Source organism: Telluria beijingensis, assembly GCF_030770395.1.
In the GTDB taxonomy this organism is placed as follows: domain Bacteria; phylum Pseudomonadota; class Gammaproteobacteria; order Burkholderiales; family Burkholderiaceae_D; genus Telluria; species Telluria beijingensis.
The window spans coordinates 914,544-935,802 of record NZ_CP132480.1; the positions used below are offsets into that span (position 1 = coordinate 914,544).

Annotated in this window: 25 protein-coding genes; 21 read left to right on the forward strand and 4 right to left on the reverse strand. The window is 66.4% G+C overall.

Annotation, left to right across the window (positions count from 1 at the left end):
- The first annotated feature begins 42 nt into the window (after window positions 1–42).
- The 6 genes from Q9246_RS04040 (at window position 43) to Q9246_RS04065 (ending at window position 5,690) form a co-directional block, all read left to right on the forward strand.
- Complete coding sequence (locus Q9246_RS04040; protein WP_306395640.1) at window positions 43–1,125, forward strand: ABC transporter substrate-binding protein; 1,083 nt, start codon at window positions 43–45, stop codon at window positions 1,123–1,125.
- 15 nt (window positions 1,126–1,140) lie between these two features.
- The gene (locus Q9246_RS04045) at window positions 1,141–1,710 is read left to right on the forward strand and encodes a cupin domain-containing protein (RefSeq protein ID WP_306395641.1); all 570 of its coding nucleotides are present in this window, start codon (window positions 1,141–1,143) and stop codon (window positions 1,708–1,710) included.
- 35 nt (window positions 1,711–1,745) lie between these two features.
- Window positions 1,746–2,360, forward strand: a complete 615-nt coding sequence (locus Q9246_RS04050; RefSeq protein WP_306395643.1) for a cupin domain-containing protein — start codon at window positions 1,746–1,748, stop codon at window positions 2,358–2,360.
- A 77-nt stretch (window positions 2,361–2,437) separates the two neighbouring features.
- On the forward strand, window positions 2,438–3,496 hold the full coding sequence (locus Q9246_RS04055) for an ABC transporter substrate-binding protein (RefSeq protein WP_306395645.1): 1,059 nt from the start codon (window positions 2,438–2,440) through the stop codon (window positions 3,494–3,496).
- Window positions 3,497–3,515: 19 nt separating this feature from the next.
- Window positions 3,516–4,763 carry an MFS transporter gene (locus Q9246_RS04060; RefSeq protein ID WP_306395648.1) on the forward strand — a complete coding sequence of 416 codons (1,248 nt, stop codon included), beginning with the start codon at window positions 3,516–3,518 and terminating at the stop codon, window positions 4,761–4,763.
- Window positions 4,764–4,772: 9 nt separating this feature from the next.
- Window positions 4,773–5,690: a DMT family transporter gene (locus tag Q9246_RS04065; RefSeq protein WP_306395650.1), complete on the forward strand. Its 918-nt coding sequence runs from the start codon at window positions 4,773–4,775 to the stop codon at window positions 5,688–5,690.
- Between the two features lie 45 nt (window positions 5,691–5,735).
- On the opposite strand, the gene Q9246_RS04070 is transcribed toward Q9246_RS04065, so the two are convergent.
- On the reverse strand, window positions 5,736–6,122 hold the full coding sequence (locus tag Q9246_RS04070; protein ID WP_306395653.1) for a non-heme iron oxygenase ferredoxin subunit: 387 nt from the start codon (window positions 6,120–6,122) through the stop codon (window positions 5,736–5,738).
- Window positions 6,123–6,344: 222 nt separating this feature from the next.
- On the opposite strand from Q9246_RS04070, the gene Q9246_RS04075 reads away from it, so the two are divergent.
- The 11 genes from Q9246_RS04075 to Q9246_RS04125 all read left to right on the forward strand — a co-directional run bounded on the left by Q9246_RS04075 (window position 6,345) and on the right by Q9246_RS04125 (window position 15,556).
- On the forward strand, window positions 6,345–7,628 hold the full coding sequence (locus tag Q9246_RS04075) for an aromatic ring-hydroxylating dioxygenase subunit alpha (RefSeq protein ID WP_306395656.1): 1,284 nt from the start codon (window positions 6,345–6,347) through the stop codon (window positions 7,626–7,628).
- 10 nt (window positions 7,629–7,638) lie between these two features.
- Window positions 7,639–8,088 (forward strand): hypothetical protein, encoded by a 450-nt coding sequence (locus Q9246_RS04080; RefSeq protein ID WP_306395658.1) that lies wholly within the window; start codon window positions 7,639–7,641, stop codon window positions 8,086–8,088.
- A 12-nt stretch (window positions 8,089–8,100) separates the two neighbouring features.
- The gene (locus Q9246_RS04085) at window positions 8,101–8,400 is read left to right on the forward strand and encodes a hypothetical protein (protein ID WP_306395659.1); all 300 of its coding nucleotides are present in this window, start codon (window positions 8,101–8,103) and stop codon (window positions 8,398–8,400) included.
- A 55-nt stretch (window positions 8,401–8,455) separates the two neighbouring features.
- A complete protein-coding gene (locus Q9246_RS04090; protein WP_306395660.1) occupies window positions 8,456–9,418 on the forward strand; it encodes an ABC transporter substrate-binding protein in 963 nt (320 codons plus the stop codon).
- Window positions 9,415–10,257: a 3-methyl-2-oxobutanoate hydroxymethyltransferase gene (locus Q9246_RS04095; protein WP_306395661.1), complete on the forward strand. Its 843-nt coding sequence runs from the start codon at window positions 9,415–9,417 to the stop codon at window positions 10,255–10,257. Before Q9246_RS04090 ends, Q9246_RS04095 begins: the two co-directional genes overlap by 4 nt.
- An 11-nt stretch (window positions 10,258–10,268) precedes the next feature.
- Window positions 10,269–11,132 (forward strand): alpha/beta fold hydrolase, encoded by an 864-nt coding sequence (locus tag Q9246_RS04100; protein ID WP_306395662.1) that lies wholly within the window; start codon window positions 10,269–10,271, stop codon window positions 11,130–11,132.
- Window positions 11,133–11,219: 87 nt separating this feature from the next.
- On the forward strand, window positions 11,220–12,254 hold the full coding sequence (locus tag Q9246_RS04105) for an amidohydrolase family protein (RefSeq protein ID WP_306395664.1): 1,035 nt from the start codon (window positions 11,220–11,222) through the stop codon (window positions 12,252–12,254).
- 27 nt (window positions 12,255–12,281) lie between these two features.
- Window positions 12,282–12,983, forward strand: a complete 702-nt coding sequence (locus tag Q9246_RS04110) for an RraA family protein (RefSeq protein ID WP_306395665.1) — start codon at window positions 12,282–12,284, stop codon at window positions 12,981–12,983.
- A 60-nt stretch (window positions 12,984–13,043) separates the two neighbouring features.
- Complete coding sequence (locus tag Q9246_RS04115; protein ID WP_306395667.1) at window positions 13,044–14,153, forward strand: zinc-dependent alcohol dehydrogenase; 1,110 nt, start codon at window positions 13,044–13,046, stop codon at window positions 14,151–14,153.
- A 34-nt stretch (window positions 14,154–14,187) separates the two neighbouring features.
- Entirely contained in the window at window positions 14,188–15,222 is a 1,035-nt protein-coding gene (locus Q9246_RS04120; protein WP_306395668.1) for a CobW family GTP-binding protein, read from the forward strand.
- Window positions 15,223–15,343: 121 nt separating this feature from the next.
- Window positions 15,344–15,556, forward strand: a complete 213-nt coding sequence (locus tag Q9246_RS04125) for a hypothetical protein (RefSeq protein WP_306395669.1) — start codon at window positions 15,344–15,346, stop codon at window positions 15,554–15,556.
- Window positions 15,557–15,558: 2 nt separating this feature from the next.
- On the opposite strand, the gene Q9246_RS04130 is transcribed toward Q9246_RS04125, so the two are convergent.
- Genes Q9246_RS04130 through Q9246_RS04140 form a run of 3 tightly spaced genes read right to left on the reverse strand, consistent with a single transcriptional unit; the run spans window position 15,559 to window position 17,661 of the window.
- Window positions 15,559–16,089 carry a chromate transporter gene (locus tag Q9246_RS04130; RefSeq protein ID WP_306395670.1) on the reverse strand — a complete coding sequence of 177 codons (531 nt, stop codon included), beginning with the start codon at window positions 16,087–16,089 and terminating at the stop codon, window positions 15,559–15,561.
- Window positions 16,086–16,655: a chromate transporter gene (locus Q9246_RS04135; protein WP_306395672.1), complete on the reverse strand. Its 570-nt coding sequence runs from the start codon at window positions 16,653–16,655 to the stop codon at window positions 16,086–16,088. The genes Q9246_RS04130 and Q9246_RS04135 overlap by 4 nt, the downstream gene beginning before the upstream one ends.
- 13 nt (window positions 16,656–16,668) lie before the next feature.
- Window positions 16,669–17,661, reverse strand: a complete 993-nt coding sequence (locus Q9246_RS04140) for a Bug family tripartite tricarboxylate transporter substrate binding protein (RefSeq protein ID WP_306395674.1) — start codon at window positions 17,659–17,661, stop codon at window positions 16,669–16,671.
- Between the two features lie 238 nt (window positions 17,662–17,899).
- On the opposite strand from Q9246_RS04140, the gene Q9246_RS04145 reads away from it, so the two are divergent.
- The 4 genes from Q9246_RS04145 to Q9246_RS04160 all read left to right on the forward strand — a co-directional run bounded on the left by Q9246_RS04145 (window position 17,900) and on the right by Q9246_RS04160 (window position 21,256).
- On the forward strand, window positions 17,900–19,027 hold the full coding sequence (locus Q9246_RS04145) for an MFS transporter (protein WP_306395676.1): 1,128 nt from the start codon (window positions 17,900–17,902) through the stop codon (window positions 19,025–19,027).
- A 98-nt stretch (window positions 19,028–19,125) separates the two neighbouring features.
- Window positions 19,126–19,722, forward strand: coding sequence for a chromate transporter (locus tag Q9246_RS04150; RefSeq protein ID WP_306395677.1), 597 nt, complete (start codon window positions 19,126–19,128; stop codon window positions 19,720–19,722).
- Window positions 19,715–20,245, forward strand: a complete 531-nt coding sequence (locus Q9246_RS04155) for a chromate transporter (RefSeq protein WP_306395679.1) — start codon at window positions 19,715–19,717, stop codon at window positions 20,243–20,245. The genes Q9246_RS04150 and Q9246_RS04155 overlap by 8 nt, the downstream gene beginning before the upstream one ends.
- A gap of 21 nt (window positions 20,246–20,266) precedes the next feature.
- Complete coding sequence (locus Q9246_RS04160) at window positions 20,267–21,256, forward strand: ABC transporter substrate-binding protein (protein WP_306395680.1); 990 nt, start codon at window positions 20,267–20,269, stop codon at window positions 21,254–21,256.
- Window positions 21,257–21,259 lie beyond the last annotated feature (3 nt).

Here is a 21,259-nt window from a genome sequence, read left to right on the forward strand (position 1 = left end):
ACCGCCATCCCGTCACTTCCATCATTCAAGGAGAGATTCACGATGAAGAAAATCCCACGCCGCTCTGCACTCAGGAACGCGCTCAGGCTCGCGCTGGGCGCCCTGGCCGCCGGCACGCTGTTCGGCGCCACGGCGCCGGCCGCGCTGGCCCAGAACAAGGTGGCCGACATCGCCAACTACAGCGGCGCCGATCGCGAGAAACGCCTGGTCGACGGCGCCCGCAAGGAAGGCCCGCTGATGATCTACACCTCGGCGCCGATCGACGACATGACGACCCTGACCCGGGCCTTCGAGAAGAAGTACGGCCTCAAGGTCAAGCTGTGGCGCGCCGGTTCCGAGAAGGTCTTGCAGCGCACGGTGACCGAAACCCGCGCCGGCCGCCACGACGTGGACATCATCGAAACCAATGGCCCCGAACTGGAGGCGCTGCAGCGCGAGAAGATGCTGCAGCCGGTGAAATCGCCCTACCTGAAGGACCTGATTCCGGAGGCAATGTTCCCGCATGGCGGCTGGGTCAGCACTCGCCTGAACATCTTCGTGATGGCCTACAACACCAACCGGCTCAAGAAGGAAGACCTGCCGAAATCCTACGCCGACTTCCTCGATCCCAAGTGGAAAGGCAAGCTCGGCATCGAGGCCGAGGACGCCGACTGGTTCGCCGGCGTGGTGGGCGAGATGGGCGAGGAAAAAGGCCTGAAGCTGTTCCGCGACATCGTCGCCAGGAACGGCATCTCGGTGCGCAAGGGGCATACCCTGCTGACCAACCTGGTGGCGTCCGGCGAGATCCCGCTGGCCATGACCGTCTACAACTACAAGGCCGAGCAGCTCAAGCAGAAGAAGGCGCCGCTGGAATGGTTCTACATCGCGCCGGCGATCGCGCGTCCGAACGGGGTGGGCATGGCCAGGCAGAGCCCGAACCCGCACGCCGCCGCGCTGTTCTTCGATTTCATGCTGGGTGACGGGCAGAAGCTCCTGCTCGAGCGTGACTTCGTGCCGACCAGCACCAAGGTCGAGACGCCGCTGAACAAGCTGCCGATCAAGTTCGTCGATCCGAAGGTCATCCTGGACGAAAACCAGAAATGGACCAACCTGTACGACGAGATCTTCACCAAGCAGAGCAAATAACCACCGAGGAGCATCATGGGTAAAGAGTCGCATTACAGCAGCAAGAAGGACCGCGTGTTCCTGCGCGCGATCGCCGGTCCCTACAACCTGAACGCGGAGCTGGACCGGCTGCGCGCAATGCCGCGCGTGATCAAGGGAACGGAGTTGACCTTCAACGACGGCCCGCAATCGTTCAGCAAGCACTTCGTCGAGCCGGTCGACGGCCTGACACAGACCCTGCACATCCACCTGGAAGAATACGGCCCGGGCGGCCGTACCCAGAAGCATGGCCACGTCAACGAGGCGGCCTTCTACATCCTGGACGGCACCGGCTACGAGATCCATGACGGCATCCGCTACGACTGGGATGCCGGCGACGTGGCGATCGTGCACAACAACTGCGTGCACCAGCACTTCAACAAGGATCCGCTCAAGCCGGCGCGGGCCCTGGTGCTCAAGCCGAAGCCGATGATGATGTTCATGAACCTGCTGTTCCAGAAGCAGGTGATCCCGAAGCCGACGGAACCGACGCCCGAAGGCGCAGGCTTCGAGCCGCGCCACTACGAAGACGACTACAACTACGCGGACTACGGCGACGGCAAATGACGGCGGCGTTCGACATACAAGGAAAGGAATAGATCATGGCATGGAGTGAATCGAAGGCCTGGCTGCAGGGCCTGGCCAACCAGGAGTTGTACCAGAACCTGCTGGACGACGCGGCGGCGGCGCCGGCGCGCAACGGCAAGCGCAAGAAGGTCGTGCATCCGCACGAGATGCCGTGGGAGATGTCGCGCCAGGGCCTGCTCAAGCACCTGCTCAACGAGCAGATGAACACGCGCATGGAGACGGTCGACGCCTACATGCAGATCATCCCGCCGGGCAGCCGCTCGGGCAAGCACCGCCACCTGGCGGAGGAATGCCTGTACGTGGTGGAGGGACGCGGCTACGACCTGCACCAGGACTGCGACGTCGAGATCACCGACACCTACCACTGGAAGGCGCAGGACGAAGTCAAGCGCTACGAATGGGAGGCGGGCGACGTCATCTACATCCCGCCCAACACCATCCACCAGCACTTCAACGCCGACCCGGACCGGCCGGTGCGCCTGATCTCGGCGATCAACCGGATCTACCAGAAGTTCGGCCTGAACGACCTGGAACAGCTGGAAGACGCGCCGGAGTACCAGCCCGGCCTGGAGCTGACGCCCGAGCTGATCCAGCAGTACATCACCGGCAAGGTGAAGCAGCCGGCTTGAGCGTCCCGCAGCACCCCCGCCGGCGCTGGCGCGCCGCCGGGCGGCTGCTTTCCATCATAAAAAAAGGGGAGACGAGCATGACGTGGTCGACATGGATGAGAAGGACGGGCGCCGCGGCGCTCGCGCTGGCGCTGGCCCAGGGCGTGCCGGCGGCGGCCCAGGACAGCGCGCTGCTGCAGTACGCGGGGGCGGACCGCCACCAGAAGCTGGTGGAGGCGGCACGCAAGGAAGGGACATTCACCTTCTACACGACGATCGCGGAAAAGGACATTCCGCCGCTGATCGAACCGTTCGAAAAGAAATACGGCATCAAGGTCCGGATCTGGCGCGCCGGCACCGACAAGGTATTGCAGCGCACACTGGCCGAGACCGCAGCCCGGCGCTACGAGGTCGACGCGATCCACGTGGGCGCGCCAGAGCTGGAGGCGATGCACCGCGAGAAGATCCTGCAGCCGGTGAATTCGCCGTACTTCGCCAGCCTGGTCAAGGGCGCGGTGCCGGCCCACCGCGAGTGGGCCGCGACCCTGCTGTCGGTCTGGGTGCAGGCCTACAACACCAACCTGATCAAGAAGGAAGACCTGCCGAAGACCTACCAGGACCTGCTCGACCCCAGGTGGAAGGGCAGGCTGGGCATCGAGTCCAAGGTGCAGGAATGGTATTCGACGGTGGTCACCGACATGGGCGAGGAGAAGGGCATCCGCCTGTTTCGCGACATCGTCGAGCGCAACGGCATCTCGGCGCGCAAGGGTCATTCGCTGCTGAACAATATGGTGATCGCGGGCGAAGTGCCGCTGGCGCTCACGGTCTACAACTACATGCCGCAGTCGGCCAAGGACAAGGGCGCGCCGATCGACTGGTTCGTGCTGGAGCCGGCGGTGGCGCGCGCGAACGGCATCGGCATCGCGCGCCGCGCGCCGCATCCGAACGCGGCGGCCCTGTTCTACGACTACATGCTGTCGCCCGATGTGCAAAAGCTCCTGGTGAGCATGGACTACGTGCCGACCAATACCGCAGTGCCGTCGCCGCTGGACAAGAACCTGCGCGTCCTGCTGGTCGACCCGGCGATGGCGCTGGACCAGATCGACAAGTGGACCAGGTCGTATGAAGACGTGGTGACCAAGCGCGGCGGCCGCTGAACCGGGAAGGAGGGCAATCATGGACGCATCGACTTCAATGCCGGCGGCGCCGGGCAGATCGTTCGCCGACGTGTGGATGATCACGTTCGGCCACGCGATGACACACTGGTATCCGGCCACCTTCTACGTGCTGCTGCCGCTGATCGGCAAGGAGCTCGGCCTGTCCTACAGCCAGATCGGCCTGGTGATGACCTGCCAGTACATCGCCGGCGCGGTGTCCAACGTGCCCGGCGGGATGCTGGCCGATACCACCGGCCGCAAGGGTCTGTTGATGGCCCTGTCGCTGTTCTGGATCGGCTTTCCCTACCTGTTGATCGGCTTTTCGCACAGCTACGCCGCGCTGCTGCTGTGCGTGTCGCTGGTGGGGATCGGCAACAACCTGTGGCATCCGACCGCGATCCCCCTGCTGGGCCACCGCTATCCCGAGCGCAAGGGCCTGGTGCTGTCGCTGCATGGCATGGGCGGCAATGTCGGCGACGCGCTGGCGCCGCTGGCGGTCGGCGCGCTGCTGGCCGTCTTCACCTGGCGCGAGATCGTGGTGATGAACGCGGTGCCGGGCGCGGTCGCGGCCTGCGCGATCCTGGCGTATATGGGGTCGCTAAGGCTGGCCGGCAAGAAGAAGCGCCAGCCGGCGCCTGAGGCGGACGGCCAGTCGCTGGGCGAGTACGCCCAGGGCCTGCGCGCGCTGGCCCGTAGCCGCCTGCTGATCCTGCTGGCGGTCAGCTCGGCCTTCCGCTCGATGACGCAGACCACCCTGCTGACCTTCCTGCCGGTGTTCCTGGCCTATCACATGCATTATTCGCCGCTGTGGATCGGGGCCTGCATGTTCCTGCTGCAGGCGGCCGGCTTCCTGGCCGCGCCGGTGGCCGGCCACCTGTCCGACCGCATGGGCCGCAAGCGCATCGTCATGTCGAGCATGGTCCTGAGCGGCCTGATGCTGGCCGGGATGGCGTTCGCCGGCCGCTCGCCGGCCTTCGTGTTCTTCATCGCACTGGTCGGCTTCTTCCTGTATGCGATCCGGCCGGTGCTGCAGGCCTGGCTGCTGGACGCGACGCCGAAGAACATGGGCGGCACCGGCATCGGGGTGCTGTTCGGGATGCAGGCGGTCGGCTCGTCGATCGGCCCGCTGCTGGGCGGCGTGGTGGCGGACCGCCACGGCATCATGGCGACCTTCTGGCTGCTGGCCGGGATCATCGTGCTGGCCAACCTGTTCATCTTCCTGATTCCGGCAACGGGCGCCAAGGCATCCGGCGCCGCTCCGGGCTAGGCGCGGCAAGTGGGAGAACTCCTGGCGCTGTGCTCGGCGTGCTGCTTCGCTTCGGCCAATCTCACCATCGCGCGCGGCGCCGGCGCCGGGGCCCAGGACAACGGCGCCTTCCTGTCGATCCTGGTCACCACCGCGATGGCCGCCGGCCTGTGGATCGCGACCAGCCTGCGCGGCGGCTGGCCGCGGCCGGATGCGGCCAGCCTGGCATGGTTCGCCGCGGCCGGCGTGCTGACGATGTTCATCGGGCGGGTATTCCTGTTCGCCTCGGTGCAGCACCTGGGCGCGGTGCGCGCCTCGGCCGTCAAGCGGCTCAACCCCGTGTTCTCGGTGATCCTGGCGGTGCTGGTGCTGGGCGAATCGCTCGACCGCTATACCGCGCTCGGGATGGTGCTGATCTTTTCCAGCTTCGCGCTGCTGGTCAGGCAATCGCTGAAGGACGAAGCGGCGAAGCGCGCGCCGCGCGCCGCGCAAGCGACCTGGAACAGCAGGCTGAAGTCGCTCGGATTCTTCTATGGGCCGGTATCGGCGCTGGCCTATGCGGTCGGCTACGTGGCCCGCAAGCAGGGGCTGGACCTGATGCCGGACGCGGCGCTCGGCACCCTGGTGGGCGCGCTGGTCGGTGCGCTTACGTTCCTGGTGGCGGCGCGCTTCGTGGACAGCTACCGGCAATCGCTGCGCAGCGCTTTCACGCGATTCAACCCCTGGCTGCTCGCGGCGGGCGTCCTGAGTTCCGCGGGCCAGCTGCTGTATTTCGCGGCCCTGAGCCACACCACGATCTCGCGCGTGGCGCTGGTGACGTCGATGGAGGTGTTCGTGACCATCCTGCTCAGCATGGTCTTCTTGCGCAAGACCGAGCAGCTGAATGCCGCCACGCTGCAGGCGGCGGCCCTGGGCGTGGCCGGGACGCTGTTCATCGTGCTGCATTGACAGACTTCCTGCCGCCCGACAGGGACGGGCGGCCATCCTGCGCGATCAGCCGTTGGCGACCGCCTTCGGGCAGGTGAGGGCGGACGGGCAGGCCGGCTGGTCGGGATCGATGTACACCTTGCCGTCGGCCGTGTGGACCAGGTAGGTCCGCAGCGGAATCATGCACGGCGGGGCCACCACTTCGCCGGTGCGGATATTGAAGGCGCCGTTATGAAAATCGCATTCCACCACGTCGCCTTCGATATAGCCCTCCGACAGCGAGCCGGGGCCGTGGGTGCACAGGTCGTCGGTCACGTAGAACTGGTCGTCGATATTGAAGACCGCGAGCGTGCGCTCGCCGCTCTTCACTTTGGCGGCCTCGCCGGGAGCGACTTCCGCGGTCGAACACAGTTCCAGGAAGCGCGTGAAATCAAGATGTTGGGTGTCGGTCATGGGAAATCTCGTCGTCAGCACAGGGTTGGATTCAGGCGGGGTCTGGCTCCCCGCGAGGCGCCGCATCGGTGATTGACACGGCTCTGAAATGGATGATATCTTAAATTCTGAAAAAGGAACAGCATTCCGCATATCGGAACATAAGGATTGTGGACCACCTTGCAGGCCACCTGTTCCGCTAGCCGGCACTGCATGACGATCATCAAAACCAAGGAGACTGACATGACAAGACGGGAACAGAACGAGCTGCTCATCCAGACCGGTCCCGGCACCCCGATGGGCGATTTGTTCCGACGCTACTGGATCCCGGCGCTGCTGGCCGAAGAACTGCCGGAGCCGGACTGCCCGCCGGTGCGGGTACAGCTGTTGTCGGAACGCATGATCGCTTTCCGCGACACGTCCGGAAAGCTGGGCCTGATGGATGAATTCTGCGCCCACCGCGGCGTGTCGCTGTGGTTCGGCCGCAACGAGGAAAACGGCTTGCGTTGCCCTTATCACGGCTGGAAATACGATACCAGCGGCCAGTGCGTGGACGTGCCGTCGGAACCGGTCGAAAGCGGCTACTGCAAGAAGATCAAGCTCAAGTCGTACCCGCTGGTGGAACGCGGCGGCGTGCTGTGGACCTATATGGGACCGCCCGAGCTGCAGCCGCCGCTGCCCGAGTACGAGTTCGCGACGGTGGGGCCGAAGCATCGCTACATGTCCAAGCGCCTGCAGGAATCGAACTACCTGCAGGCGATGGAGGGCGGCATCGATTCGAGCCACGTGTCCTTCCTGCACAGCGGCGCGCTCGAGCGCGACCCGCTGTTCAGGGGCGCCAAGGGCAACAAGTACAACCTGCAGGACTTCCAGGTCAAGTTCGAGGTGGTGGAATCGGAGGGCGGCCTGTTGATCGGCGCGCGCCGCAACGCCGAGGAAGGCCATTATTACTGGCGCATCACCCAGTGGGTCATGCCGTGCTTTACCGCGATCCCGCCGCGCGGCGACCACTCGATCCACGGCCACTTCTGGATCCCGATCGACGACGAGAACTGCTGGGCCTGGAGCTACGACTACCATCCGACGCGCGAGCTGACCGAGAAGGAGCTCGAAGCGATGGTCGACGGCAAGGGCATCCACGTCAAGACCATCCCGGGCACCTATATCCCGCTGCAGAACAAGACCAACGACTACCTGATGGACCGGGCGGCGCAGAAGGCGCGCATCAGCTATAGCGGCATCGAGGGCATCGGCATCCAGGACGCCTCGCTGCAGGAGAGCATGGGACCGATCGCCGACCGCAGCAAGGAAAACCTGGTGTCGACCGACAACGGCATCATCATGGCGCGCCATCGCCTGCGCAAGGCGGCCCAGGCACTGGCCAAGGGCGTCCAGCCGCCGGGCGTGAAGCCGGAAGAACAGCGCGTGCGTTCGGCTTCGCTGGTGCTGCCGCCCGACGTCGCGTTCAAGGACGCCGCCAAGGAAGCACTGATCGCCAGGGAAGGCGTTCCGGTCACCTCGGTCTGACGGGGCAGGCATGGAAATGCATACCGAAGCCCTGCTGGCGAGCGAAGTACGGCACCGCATCCGGCTGCCCAATTCGCGCCACCGGGCGATCAGGCTGGTGGGCATCGGCAGCGGCGGCGCCGCGGTGGCACGCGCCACCGGTGAACAGGCACTGCAGCAGGTGAGCGTGGCGGTGGCCGATCCCGGCCAGGCGGCGGCCATGGTGGCGCTGCTGGAGTCGTTCGCCGACGTCGACATGGTGGTGGTGGTGGCCTGCGCCGGGGACGACCTGGGCGCGGCGCCGCTGGTCAAGCAGGGCGCCCGGCTGGCCGGCAAGATGGTCACCGGGATCTTCATCCAGCAAGCCCTGACGCCCTCGGCCCAGGGCGACCTGGCGATCCTGCGCCCCTCGTGCGACATGCTGGTGATCGCCTCCGACCCGGCCTATGTGAAGGACATGCTGGTGGAACTGGGCGCGTGAAAAGGGGCCGCGATGCTGGGATCGTTTCGCAAGCCGCCTGACCGGCTGGCCGCGCTGGAGCGGATCGCGGACTGGACCCGCGCCCGTTTCAGGCTGCCCGGCGAGACCGTGGTCCTGGTCACCGAGGTGGCCTGCTCCCTGCCCGGCTGCCCGCCGCTGGAAACCGTGGTCGCGTTCTGGACCAACGGCGACAAGCGCCACCAGTTCAAGGCCTTCAAGCCGCCCGAAGAAGTCACCGAGGACGACATCCCCTTCGACTGGCTGATGGATTCGCTGCACCAGCCGGACACCAACTACTGCGCCTGCTGCTGACGGGCCAGGGACGACAACTAAGCATCCGCAAGCGGATGAGAGGAGACCATTGACCATGTCGAGACCAATCTTGACGACCGCGGTGCAGACGCTCGGCCATACCGAAGCCCTGAAGGACGGCAGCGTCGTGCCGCGCAGCTTCGATTTCGCATTCGAGGAAGTGCCGAAGATCATCCAGGCGTTCCGGCGCATGGTGCGCGGCAGCGAATTCGACATCAGCGAGATGGCGATCACCACCTACCTCGCCGCGCGCGCCCACGGCAAGGAATTCACCGCGCTGCCGATCTTCCTGGTGCGCGCCTTCCACCATGGCGCCATCATGGTCAACACCCGCCTCGGCATCCGCAACCCGAAGGATCTGGAGGGCGAGCGGGTGGGCGTCAACCGCGGCTATACCGTCACCACCGGGCTCTGGGCGCGCAGCATCCTGCAGCACGAATGCGGGGTCGACCTGTCGAAGGTGACCTGGGTGCTGTCGGGCGACGAGCACGTCGCCGAGTTCCAGCCGCCGTCCAACGTGGTGCCGATGGCGCCCGGCCGCACGCTCGAAGAGATGCTGGTGGCGGGCGACATCGTGGCCGCGATCGGGGTCGACATCGACCATCCCGACGTGCAGCCCCTGATACCGGACGCGCGCCAGGCCGGCCTGGAGGCGCTGCGCCTGCACGGACACTATCCGATCAACCACACGCTGGTGGTCAGGAATGCGCTGCTCGAGGCCAATCCGGGCCTGGCGCAGGACATCTACGACGCCTTCTCGGAAGCCAGGCGGCGCTACGTCGAACGCCTGGCGCGCACGCCGCTTGACGAATTGCCGAAGGCCGACCAGGCCTACAAGCGCGTGATGCAGGTTACCGGCGCCGACCCGCTCCCCTATGGCATCGAACCCAACCGCCGCATGATCGAGGCGGTGATCCGGTATGCCGGCGAGCAGGGCATCCTCCAGCGGCCGTTCGCGCTCGAGGAACTGTTCGCGCCGGTAGCCCATACAGAAGACGAACAGGAGGTGAACACATGAATGCCAAGGACAATGTAGTGACGATTCCGGCGCTGCAGCAGATGAAGCGCGACGGGAAGAAAATCGTCGGGGTGGTGGCCTGGGACTACCAGATGGCGCAGATCGCCGACCGCGCCGGGGTTGACATCGTCTCGGTCGGCGATACTGTCGGCACCAACCTGTGGGGCCAGCCCAATCCGCTCGAAGTGACGATGGACGAGATGGTGGTGGTGTGCAAGGCGGTACGGCGCGGCGTGAAGCGGGCGCTGGTCAGCGTCGACTTTCCGTTCGGCCCGCTGCAGCAGGGGACCGCGGAGGCGCTGGCCGCCGCCATCCGCCTGGTGAAGGAAGCCGGGGCGGACATGATCAAGCTCGATGGCGCCGCGGATTTCCCGGAAGCCGTGCACGCCATCACGCGTGCCGGCATTCCGGTGTTCGCGCAGTTCGGCATCACGCCGCAGACCGCGCTCCAGTACGGGATCGACTACCGCACCATGTTCAAGGGCGGGGTCCAGGTGCCGGCCGCGATGAAGGCCCAGCTGGTCGAAGAAGCCCGGCGCCTCGAGGAAGCGGGCGCCGCGCTGCTCGACTTCACCAATTCCGGCCCGGTGGCCGGCCCGGCGGTGGCCCAGGCGGTGGCGGTTCCCGTGATCGGCGGCCTCGGTGGCGGGCCATGGCTCGACGGCCGCATGCGCATGGCGCACGCGGCGATCGGCTATGCGGCCAGCAATCTCGACGACCCGGCCGACACCTATGCCAACGTCGCGCGCATCGCCCACGAGGCGCTCGGCGCCTTCGCCAGCGACGTGCGCGCCGCGCGCCAGATCAAGGGCGGCATTCCCGTCCCACCCGCCACCTGAACGGAGTTCCCATGCCTACCGCACTCATCGACGGAATCGAGACCCGCTACGACGTCGTCGGCAGCGGCCCGCCGCTGCTCATGTTTTCGCCGGGCGGCTTCGACGCCACCATCGAGAAATGGTCGTCGTTGGGCGTGTATGCGCGCACCCGGCCCCTCGAGCACCTGTCGCAGCACTACACCTGCATCGTGTTCGACCGCCGCGAATGCGGGCAGTCGGGCGGGCGGGTCGAGCACGTGGGCTGGAGCGACTATGTGCGCCAGGGGAAAGGCTTGCTGGAGCACCTCGGGATCGACAAGGCGCACCTGATGGGCGGCTGCATGGGATGCTGTCCGGTGGCGGCCTTCGCCGCCGCCCATCCCGAGGCGACACTGAGCATGATCCTGTACTGGCCGGTGGGCGGCGCGCGCTACCGCCTGTCCAGCCACCAGCGCTTCGCCGAGCACCTGGCCTATGTGCACCAGCACGGCCTGGCCGCGGTGGCGGCGCTGGCCAGCAGCGAGGGCAAGGCCTTCGGCGCCGATCCGCGCGGCGGGCCATGGGCGTCGGCGATCGCGCGCGATCCCGCCTTTGCCGCGCGCTATGCGCAGCAGGACGTGAACAAGTACAAGCTGATCGTGGCGGCGATGGGGCGCACCCTGGTCGACCGCGACACCGTGCCCGGGGTCGAGCCGGAAGACCTGATGCGCCTCGACATACCGGCCCTGGTGGTGCCGGGTGCGGACGCCTCGCACGCGACATCGGCCGCGCGCTACCTGCAGGAGTGCCTGCCGCGCGCCGAATATTGGGACGTCGCGCCGGCCGACCAGCTCGAGGACAACACCTCGGCCAGGCTGCTGCAATTCCTGGCGGCGGTCCAGGCCGGGCAAGTTTAGGTTGACACCGGATTAATCAGCAGATACATTGGTTCGTGCTGATATGTGGACCAATGGTCCGCATATCAGAACAAAACAGGATTCACGATGATCATCGACATTCACTGCCACTACACGACCGAGCCGCAGGCGCTGCACACCTTCCGCGACAAGCAGCTGGCGGGGCTGGCCGATGCCGCGCGGCGGCCGGCGACGACCGAGCTGGGCATCAGCGACGAGATGCTGCTCAAGAGCGTCGAGCCGCAGCTGAAACTGCAGAAGGAGCGCGGCAGCGACCTGACCGTGTTTTCGCCGCGCGCCGCCGGCATGGCCCACCACGTCGGCAACGAGGCGGTGAGCCGGCAGTGGAGCCGGATGAGCAACGACCTGATCCACCGCATCTGCACGCTCTTGCCGGACAACTTTGTCGGCGTAGGCCAGCTGCCGCAATTCCCGGGCGTGTCGCCGACGAACTGCATTCCGGAGCTGGAGCGCGTCGTGAACGAGCTCGGCTTCATCGGCGTCAACCTCAATCCCGACCCGTCCGGCGGCTACTGGACCGATCCGCCGCTGACCGACCGCTACTGGTACCCGATCTACGAAAAACTGGTCGAACTCGACGTGCCAGCGATGATCCACGTGTCCTCGTCGTGCAACCCGGCCTTTCATCACACCGGCGCGCACTACATCAATGCCGACACCACGGCCTTCATGCAGCTCATCCAGGGCAACCTGTTCGCCGATTTCCCGGCCCTGCGCTTCATCATCCCGCATGGCGGCGGCGCCGTGCCCTTCCACTGGGGGCGCTACCGCGGCATGTGCCTGGCGATGCAGAAGAAGAACCTGCTCGAGCACGTAATGAAGAACGTGTTCTTCGATACCTGCGTCTACCACAAGCCCGGCATCGCGCTGCTGACCGACGTGGTGCCGGTCGAGAACGTGATGTTCGCGTCCGAGATGCTGGGCGCGGTGCCGGGGATCGATCCCGAGACCGGCCACCATTTCGACGACACCAAGCGCTACCTGGATCAGTTGACCGGATTGAGCGACGACAGCCGCTACAAGATTTTCGAAGGAAACGCGCGCCGCGTGTATCCGCGCCTGGACGCGCTGTTGACCCGGCGCGGCTTCCCGGCCCGCTAGACCATCATGACGAGCAAAGGACTTGATATGAGCAGCACGCAGGCTTCGCTTTCCAATATCCGCCGCGAGTTCGAGCGCGTGGCGCCGGACGTGGTGCGGCAGGCCTCGGCGTTCGCCTCGTCGATCCTGGCCGACGTCGCCGGCCGCCGCGGCGCCATGGACGCGCGCATCGCGCCGCTGTCGCATTCCGCCCGTATCGCCGGCCCCGCCTTCACGGTCGAGGTCAGGCCGGGCGACAACCTGATGATCCACGCGGCGATGGCGATGGCGCGGCCGGGCGACGTGCTGGTCATCGACGGCAAGGCCGACCGCACCTGCGCGCTGATGGGCGCGATCATGATGACCACCTGCCAGAAGCTCGGCTTCGGCGGCGTGATCCTGGATGCGGCGCTGCGCGATACCGAAGAATTGCTGGAGCTGGGCTTTCCCGTGTACGCGATCGGCGCCAACCCGAACGGGCCGACCAAGGGCGTGGGCGGGCGCATCAACTGGCCGGTCAGCTGCGGCGGCGTGGTGGTCAATCCGGGCGACCTGGTCGTGGCCGACGCCGACGGCGTGGTGGTGGTCGAGCGCGAAAAGGCGGCCTCGCTGCTGGGCCTGGCCGACAAGAAGCTGGCCGACGAGCGCGGCCGCATCGCCGACATCCTGGCCGGGAAGAACATCCAGCCGTCCTGGCTGGACGGCGCGCTGCGCGCGGCCGGGGTACTGAAACAGGACGAGACACTATAAGTACGGCACGGCGCGGCGCCGGCCAATGAATCGAACAAAAAAACCGAAGGAGACCTCGTGGTGGAAAAAGTAAAAGCGGCAGTCAAGGTGGGTCCGAGCCAGATCGAGATCCAGGAATTCCCGATGCCGGAGATCCCGGACGATGCGGCGCTGATGCGGGTCGAGGTGGCCGGCATCTGCGGCACCGACGTCAAGATGTTCAAGGAAGGGCTCAAGACGGGCGGCCCGGTGATCATGGGCCATGAAAACATCGGCCGCATCGCCAAGGCCGGCAAGGAGTTCACGGCGCGCAAGGGCTTCAAGGAGGGCGACCTGGTCTTTGTCGAGCACTACGTCATGTGCGGCAAGTGCGAATGGTGCCACAAGGGCGAGTACCGCCATTGCGAAAACACCGATTGGCGCTCGAACCCGGACGGCATCCGCTACGGTTACAGCACCTCGGACAAGCCGCCGCACCTGTGGGGCGGCTTCTCGGAATACATGTACCTGCCGTGGAATTCGGTGGTGCACAAGGTGCCCGACGGCGTGACGCCCGAACTGGCCGGCCTCGTGACCCCAATGGCCAATGGCATCGAGTGGGCGCTGTTCGATTGCGGCGTCGGCTACAACTCGACGGTGCTGATCCAGGGCCCGGGCCAGCAGGGCCTGTCCCAGACCATCGCCTGCAAGCAGGCCGGCGCTTCGCTGATCATCGTGACCGGCACCAACAAGGACAAGGCGCGCCTCGACGTGGCCCTGAAACTGGGTGCCGATTACGTGATCAATGTGCAGGAAGAGAATCCGCTGCAGCGCATCATGGAAATCACCGGCGGCAAGGGTGTCGATGTGGCGCTCGACTGCACCGCCGGCGCCGGCACCGCGCCGATCCACCTGGGCGTCGAGGCGCTCAAGCGCAAGGGCGGCACCCTGCTGATCCAGGGTGAGATGAGCGAGTTCCCGAATTTCCCGATCGGGAAGATCACGGTGAAGTACATCACGATCAAGAGCGCGCGCGGCCATAGCTACCGCGCCTGCGAGCTGGCGCTGGAGCAGCTGGCATCCAAGCGCTTCCCGCTTGAACTCCTGACCACGCACCGCTTCGGCCTGGCCGATACCGAGTATGCGATCAAGTCGGTGGGCGGCGAGGGCGCGGCGGACGTGGTGCACGTGTCGCTGATGCCGTGGATGTGATCCGCGTTCAACCAGTTTGGAAGAAAGGCGCCAGATGGCCGAACGCATACCCGTCACGGTACTCACCGGTTACCTGGGCGCCGGCAAGACGACGCTCCTGAACCGCATCCTGTCGGAAGATCACGGCCGGCGCTACGCCGTGATCGTCAACGAGTTCGGCGAGGTCGGGATCGACAATGACCTCATCCTGAACTCGGACGAAGAGCTGTTCGAGATGAACAATGGCTGCATCTGCTGCACGGTGCGCGGAGACCTGATCCGCACCCTGCACGGCCTGCTGTCCAGGAGATCCGATTTCGACGCCATCATCGTCGAGACCACCGGCCTGGCCGATCCCGGCCCGGTGGCGCAGACCTTCTTCGTCGATCCCTTCCTGCAGCAGCGGACCGCGCTCGATTCGGTGACGACGGTGGTCGACGCCCGCCACATCCTGATGCGCCTGCACGATAGCCGCGAGGCGGTCGAGCAGGTGGCGTTCGCCGACCAGATCGTGCTGAACAAGACCGAGCTGGCCAGCGCTGCGGAACTCGACGGCATCGAAGCCAGGCTGCGCAAGCTGAACCCGCTGGCGCCGATCCACCGTGCGCGGCGCGCCGACGTGGCGCTCGACAAGGTGCTGGGGCGGGGCGGATTCGACATCGAGCGCATCGTCTCGCTCGAGCCCGATTTTCTGGCGCCCGCGCACTGCGAAGCAGGCCATGTGCATGACGAGCATTGCGGTCATGACCACGATCATGGGCACGCGCACGCGCACGATCATGAGCATGACGCCGGCATCCACAGTATTGCGCTGACCGCCAGCGCGCCGATGGATGGCGAACGCATCCGCATGTGGCTCAATGCCCTGGTCAACAGCAAGGGCGCGGACATCCTGCGCGGCAAGGGCATCATCGACGTCGCGGGCGAGCCCCGGCGCCTGGTATTCCAGTCGGTCCACATGCTGCTCGAAGGCGACCTGCAACAGGCATGGAAGCCCGGCGAGGCCCGCTACAGCCGGCTCGTGTTCATCGGCCGCAACCTGGACGAGGCGCTGCTCAGAAAAGGCTTCGAGGGCTGCACCACGCGTTGAAGTATAAAAATGGAACGATGTCCCATTCACAGTGTGAATACTGGAAATCCTATAAGGTGATTGGACTGGAAGTCGGCGAGTCGCTATACTGCACTGCAATATAAATCGATTGGAGTGCAGTATGTCTACCTTGACTTTCGATGCCGCCGGCATCACCGGTGTGCGTGAAGCGTCGTCCGTAAAACTGGCGCCGGTACAACCGCGCGCCCCCCGCCTGACCCCGATGCGCGATGCGCAGGATGCGGCGGATGCGCCCCGCACCCGGACCGTCCTGGGCGTCGGCTCGGCCGTGTCCTACGAGTGCGCCGGCTGGATGCGCTGGACCGGCGCCTGAGCTCAGCGCAACAAGTACCACCCCAGCCCGGCCAGCGCCGCCCCCAGCACGACGAAGGCAGGTTCGGGCTTGCGCCATGCGACCGCCACCGCAACCATGCCGGCGGCCGCCATCTCCACCTTGTCCAGCGCCATCGGTCCGGCCGTGTCCCAGGCCGCGGCCGCGATCATGCCGGCGATGACGAAGCCGGCTGGCAGGCTGATCGCCGCGATGAGCGGCGCCAGCTTGCGGTAGCCGTAGGAGACGCCCGCGCTGCCGATCCAGGTCGGCAGGACGAGGCCGGCGATGGCCGCCGCGGCGCCGGGCACGCCGTACAGGTAGTAACCGACGCCCGACAGGAATCCCGCCTTCGGGCCCGGGCTCAGGTAGCCCAGCGCGATCGCCCACGCGAACAAGCCCGGATCCAGCAGGCCCTTGCCGACCCAGCGGTCCTGGACGACGGCCAGCGGCCCGTTGCCGCCGCCGAGGGAGAACAGGCAGCTGACGGCGACCACCGCCAGGATCTCGAGCACGCCGACTGGTTCGGCCGTCATCGCGCGCTTGGTCCGGACGGGCGCAGGACCAGGGCGCCGACGGCGAATCCGGCCACCGCGGCCAGCAGCAGCGGCACGCCCGCGATCGCCGCCAGCGCGACGGCCAGGGCCAGCGCGACCCCGGCAGCCTGGCGCCATCCTGCCAATCTGGCATTCATGAGCTGGTGCCAGCTATTCCCGAACAACAGGCCGACGATCGCAATGCCCACCGCCCGCCTGACGTAGACCATCGGCTCGCCCAGCGTGTCGGGACTGAGCAGCATCGCCCCCAGCAGCACGAACAGCGCCCCCGGCGTCGCCAGCGCGAGCAGGGCGACGATGCCGCCCGGCCAGGAACGCAGCCGAAAGCCGACCAGGCCGGCGAAGGCGAGGAACTTGGGCGCCGGGATCACGGTGGCAGCCACCATCAACGCCTGCTGTTCTTCCGGCGCCAGCCAGCGCGTGCGGTGCACCAGTTCCGTCTCGAGCCGCTGCGTGGCGGCCCACATGCCGCCGAAGCTGGTAGATCCGATGCGCAGGAACACGGTCGCCAGTTCGGCCAGCCCGACATTTCCGGCCCGGGGCAACTCGGGCGCCATCCTAGTTGACGCTGGCGCCCGTCGCCTTCACCACCGGCGCCCAGCGCTTGATCTCGGACGCGATATAGGCCGTGCTCTGCTGCGGGTCGAGGTCGTTCGGCTCGATGCCCTCGGCCAGCAGGCGCTTGCGCACGTCGGGCAGTTTCAGGATGCGCCGCACCTCGGTGTTCAGGCGCTGCACGATGGCGGGGTCCAGGCCGGCCGGGCCGGACAGCGAGAACCAGGTGGTCGCCACCAGCTCCGGATGTCCCAGCTCGGCGAAGGTCGGCACGTCGGGGAAGTCGGCGATGCGCTTCTCGGACGACACCGCCAGCGCGCGCGCCTTGCCGCCCCGGATCTGGCCCGCCGCCGTGCTGAGGGTGGTCGACAGGGTCTGGATATGCCCGGCCATCAAGTCCGAGACCGCCGGATTGGCGCCCTTGTAGGGCACGTGCGCCATGTGGATGCCGGTGATCTGCATGAAGTTTTCGGCGAACAGGTGGCCCTGGGTGCCGTTGCCCGGCGAGCCGTAGTTGAGCTTTCCATCCTGCGACCTGGCATAGGCCAGGAATCCCTTCAGGTCCTTGGCCGGCACGCTGGGGTGCACCGCCAGCACGTTCGGCGGCCCGCCCAACACGGCGATGTGGGTGAAGTTGCGCATCGGGTCGTACGGCACCTTGATCGGCAGCGAAGGCGCGATGGCATGCGAACCGACGCCCGAGATCACCAGCGTATAGCCGTCCGGCGCCATCTTCGCCACCGCGGCCGAGCCGGTGATGCCGCCGGCGCCACCCCGGTTCTCGACGATGAAGGTCTGTTTCATGCTCTCTGTGAGGTGGGTGGCGAGCACGCGGCCGAGGGTGTCCGAGGTGCCCCCCGGCACGTACGGCACCACCAGGCGCACCGTCTTCGAGGGCCAGGCATCGTTGCCGGCGGCCTGGGCGGCGCCGGCCGCCAGGAGCGATGCGCCCGCCAGCAGCGCGGGCAGGGCGATACGGGAATGGAAGATTGTCATGGTATTGGTCGGCCGCGACCGGCCGCGCGCCTGCGGCGGCGGCCTGGATTCGGCGTGCCTGTCTCCGAAGAATGATTTTTATGAAGATTACGCTGTTCCTTCATACGGAATGCAGTATCATTGAAAGGAACGGTTGTAAGGTAAGGCTGTATGCCGTGCACTGTCAACCCCGAAACTGCGGTGCGTGCGGATTCGGCCCATTCCAGGAAGGCGTATGGCTCTTTATCTGACAGTCCTGATGTCCATGCTGAACCAGGTCGGCCTGAAGGGCAGCCGGATGCTCATCGCCCTCGATGCGCTCGCGCTGAAGGCCGATCCCGTGACCATCGGCTTCCTGATCTCGACCTATGCGGTGTTCCCCTTGATGATGGCGGTGTACGCGGGACGCCTGACCGACCGTATCGGCGTGCGCTGGCCCATGCTGTTCGGCTCGCTGGGGATGACGGCCGGGCTCCTGATTCCCTGGGCCTGGCCGTCGCTGGAGGCCTTGTTCGTGGCGGCCCTGGTGCTTGGCGCGGGCAATATCTTCTTTCATGTCTCCTGCCATAACCTGGTCGGCTCCATCGATGGCGCCGGCAGCCGCACGAAGAACTTCGGCACCTTCAGCCTGGGCGCTTCGGTGTCGGGCATGCTCGGCCCGGTCCTGGTCGGCTTCATGGTCGACGGCGCCGGCTATGGCTGGACCTTCGTCACGCTGGCCGGCATCGTGTTCCTGCCCGTTTTCCTGCTGCTGCTGTATCCGCATTTCATCCCGCGCGTGGTGCAGGTCAAGCACGATCCGGATGCCGGCGGCGTGCGCGAACTGCTGGCCGACCGCGCCTTGCGCAACACGCTCATCACGAGCGGATTGATCATCACGGCGATCGACCTGTTCAACTTCTACATGCCGATCTACGGCCGCGCGGTGGGCCTGTCGGCATCGACCATCGGCTGGGTGATCGGCATGCAGGCGGCGGCCGCCTTCGTGGTGCGCCTGTGGATGCCGCGGCTGGCGCGGCGCCATGGCGAAACCCGGGTGCTGACCTGGTCGCTGCTCATGGCGGGCGCGACCTACCTGCTGTTCCCGATGTTCGACCAGCCGCTGGTCATGGGCGCGATCTCCTTCCTGCTCGGACTCGGACTGGGTTGCGGGCAGCCGTTGTCGATCGTCCTCACCTACAACAACGCCCCGCCGGCGCGCATCGGCGAAGCATTGGGCATCCGCCTCGCGGTCAACAAGTTCACGCAAATCAGCGTGCCGATCGTGTTCGGCACGCTGGGCACCTCGTTCGGCATCGTTCCGGTGTTCTGGTCCAACGCGGCCCTGCTGCTGGTGGGCGGCGCGCTCACCGCGCGCGCCCGCGCCGCGCCGGGCAAGGAGCATTGACGGGTTCAGGTCGAAGTGCTATTTTGATCTTCTCGTATCAAGGAATTGTGTTCCACTAATCGGAACGCTCCGATCAACGCGATATCGATTGGACTATCTTGGACTCATCGGTCGACACGGAGCGCGTGGCCGCGGCGCAGGAATCCACGCAAAAGCTGCCTCAGGTCTCGCTCAAGGCGCTGTTCTTCTGCTTCATCCAGGTCGGCCTGACGTCGTTCGGCGGCGGCACCCAGGCCTGGGTATACCGCGCCGTGGTCGAAGAACGTCAATGGCTCGACGAAAAAGCCTTCCTGGCCGGCCTGACGGTGTCGCAGATCCTGCCGGGCGCGAACCCGGTCAACCTGGCCCTGTACGTCGGCCAGCGCCTGCGCGGCGGCATCGGGGCGCTGGTCGCGACCCTCGGCATGGTGGTGCCCGCGATCTGCGTGGTGCTGGCGGTGGCCGCGATCTATTCGCACATCTCGGCATACCCGCTGACCCAGTTCATGTTGCTCGGCATCGCCACGGTCGGCATCGGCGCGACCTTCGCCGCCGGCACCAAGGCCGCGCTGCGCATCGAGCGCAAGCCGGTTGCGATCGCGATCGGGATCGCCACCTTCGTCGCGGTGGGCGTGTTCCACTGGTCGATGATCCCGGTGGTCGGCGTGCTGGCGCCGCTGAGCATCGTGCTGGCGCTGCGGAGGCCGCATGACTAGCCTGCTGTGGAAGATCGCGCTCGTGTTCGCGCCGCTGTCGCTGCTGTCGTTCGGCGGCGGGCAGGCCATCATCGCCGATATCCGGCTGCAGACGGTGGTGCTCAACGGCTGGTTCACCAACCAGCAGTTTGCCGACCTGTTCGCGATCTCGCGCGCGACGCCGGGCCCCAACACCCTGATCGCCTCGCTGATCGGCTGGCAGCTTGCCGGACCGGCCGGCATGCTGGTGGCGACGCTGGCGATGTTCATCCCGTCGTCGCTGGTATTCGTCGCCGTGACCTCAGTCTGGCACCGGCACAGCGGCTCGCCCTGGCGCAAGGCCGTCGAGCAGGGGCTGGCCCCGGTGGCGGTCGGCCTGATCTTCGCCGGCGCGCTGACGATCCTGCAAGCGCTGCACCTGTCGCTGCTCGGCTGGACCACGACGCTGGTCGCCGCCGGCGTGCTGTACTACACCAGGACCAATCCCTACCTGATGATCTTCCTGGTGGCCGCGACCTATCTCGCCGTTTTCTTCATGTTCTGACCAACCACACAGGGGAGCAATTTGGCCAAGCTGCAGCTATCCGTCGCGATGGGCGACTACGACCGGACCCGCGCCTTGCTGGACGCAAGCGTGCAGATCGACGGCGTCGATCCGGTGTACATGACCTTGTCGCCCGAAGAGACTTTCTTCCGCGCCTTCCGCAACGTCGAATTCGACATCAGCGAGATGTCGTTCTCGAGCTACCTGGTCAAGCTGGCGGCCGGGGACTGTCCTTACGTCGCAGTGCCGGTATTCCTGTCGCGCGCTTTCCGCCACACGGCGATCCACGTGCGCAAGGACCGCATCAAGCGTCCGCAAGATCTCAAAGGGCGTCGGATCGGCGTGCCCGAATACCAGCTCACCGCCAATGTCTGGGCGCGCGCGATCCTGCAGGACGACTATGGCGTGAGCCCGGCCGACGTGACCTGGGTGCGCGGCGGCATCGACGAGCCGGGACGGCCCGAGAAGATCAAGCTGCGCCTGCCGCCCGACGTGCGGATGGTCGACGCGCCCGAGGGCGACACCATCTCGGCCATGCTCGACCGCGGCGACATCGACGGCTTCATGGCGCCGCGCCCGCCCGGCGGCGCCGCCGCCACCAACCCGGACATCGGCTGGCTGTTCGACGATCCGACCGCCGAGGCCAAGGACTATTACAAGCGCACCGGCGTGTTCCCGATCATGCACGTGGTCGGCGTGCGCAAGGAGCTGGCGGCGCAGCATCCCTGGCTGCCGGGCGCGGTGCTGAAAGCCTTCGAGCAGGCCAAGGCGGCGGCGCTGGACAAGCTGGCCGATACCTCGGCGACCAAGGTCACCCTGCCGTTCGTCGAAGAGCAGCTCAAGGCGGCGCGCGAATCGATGGGGCACGATTACTGGTCCTACGGCGTAGCGCCGAACCGCGCGACGCTCGAGGCCTTCGTGCGCCACCACCACGCCCAGGGCCTGTCGGCGCGTCAGGTGGCGGTCGACGAGATCTTCCACCCCGCGACCTACGAGTCTTTCAAGATCTGAGCC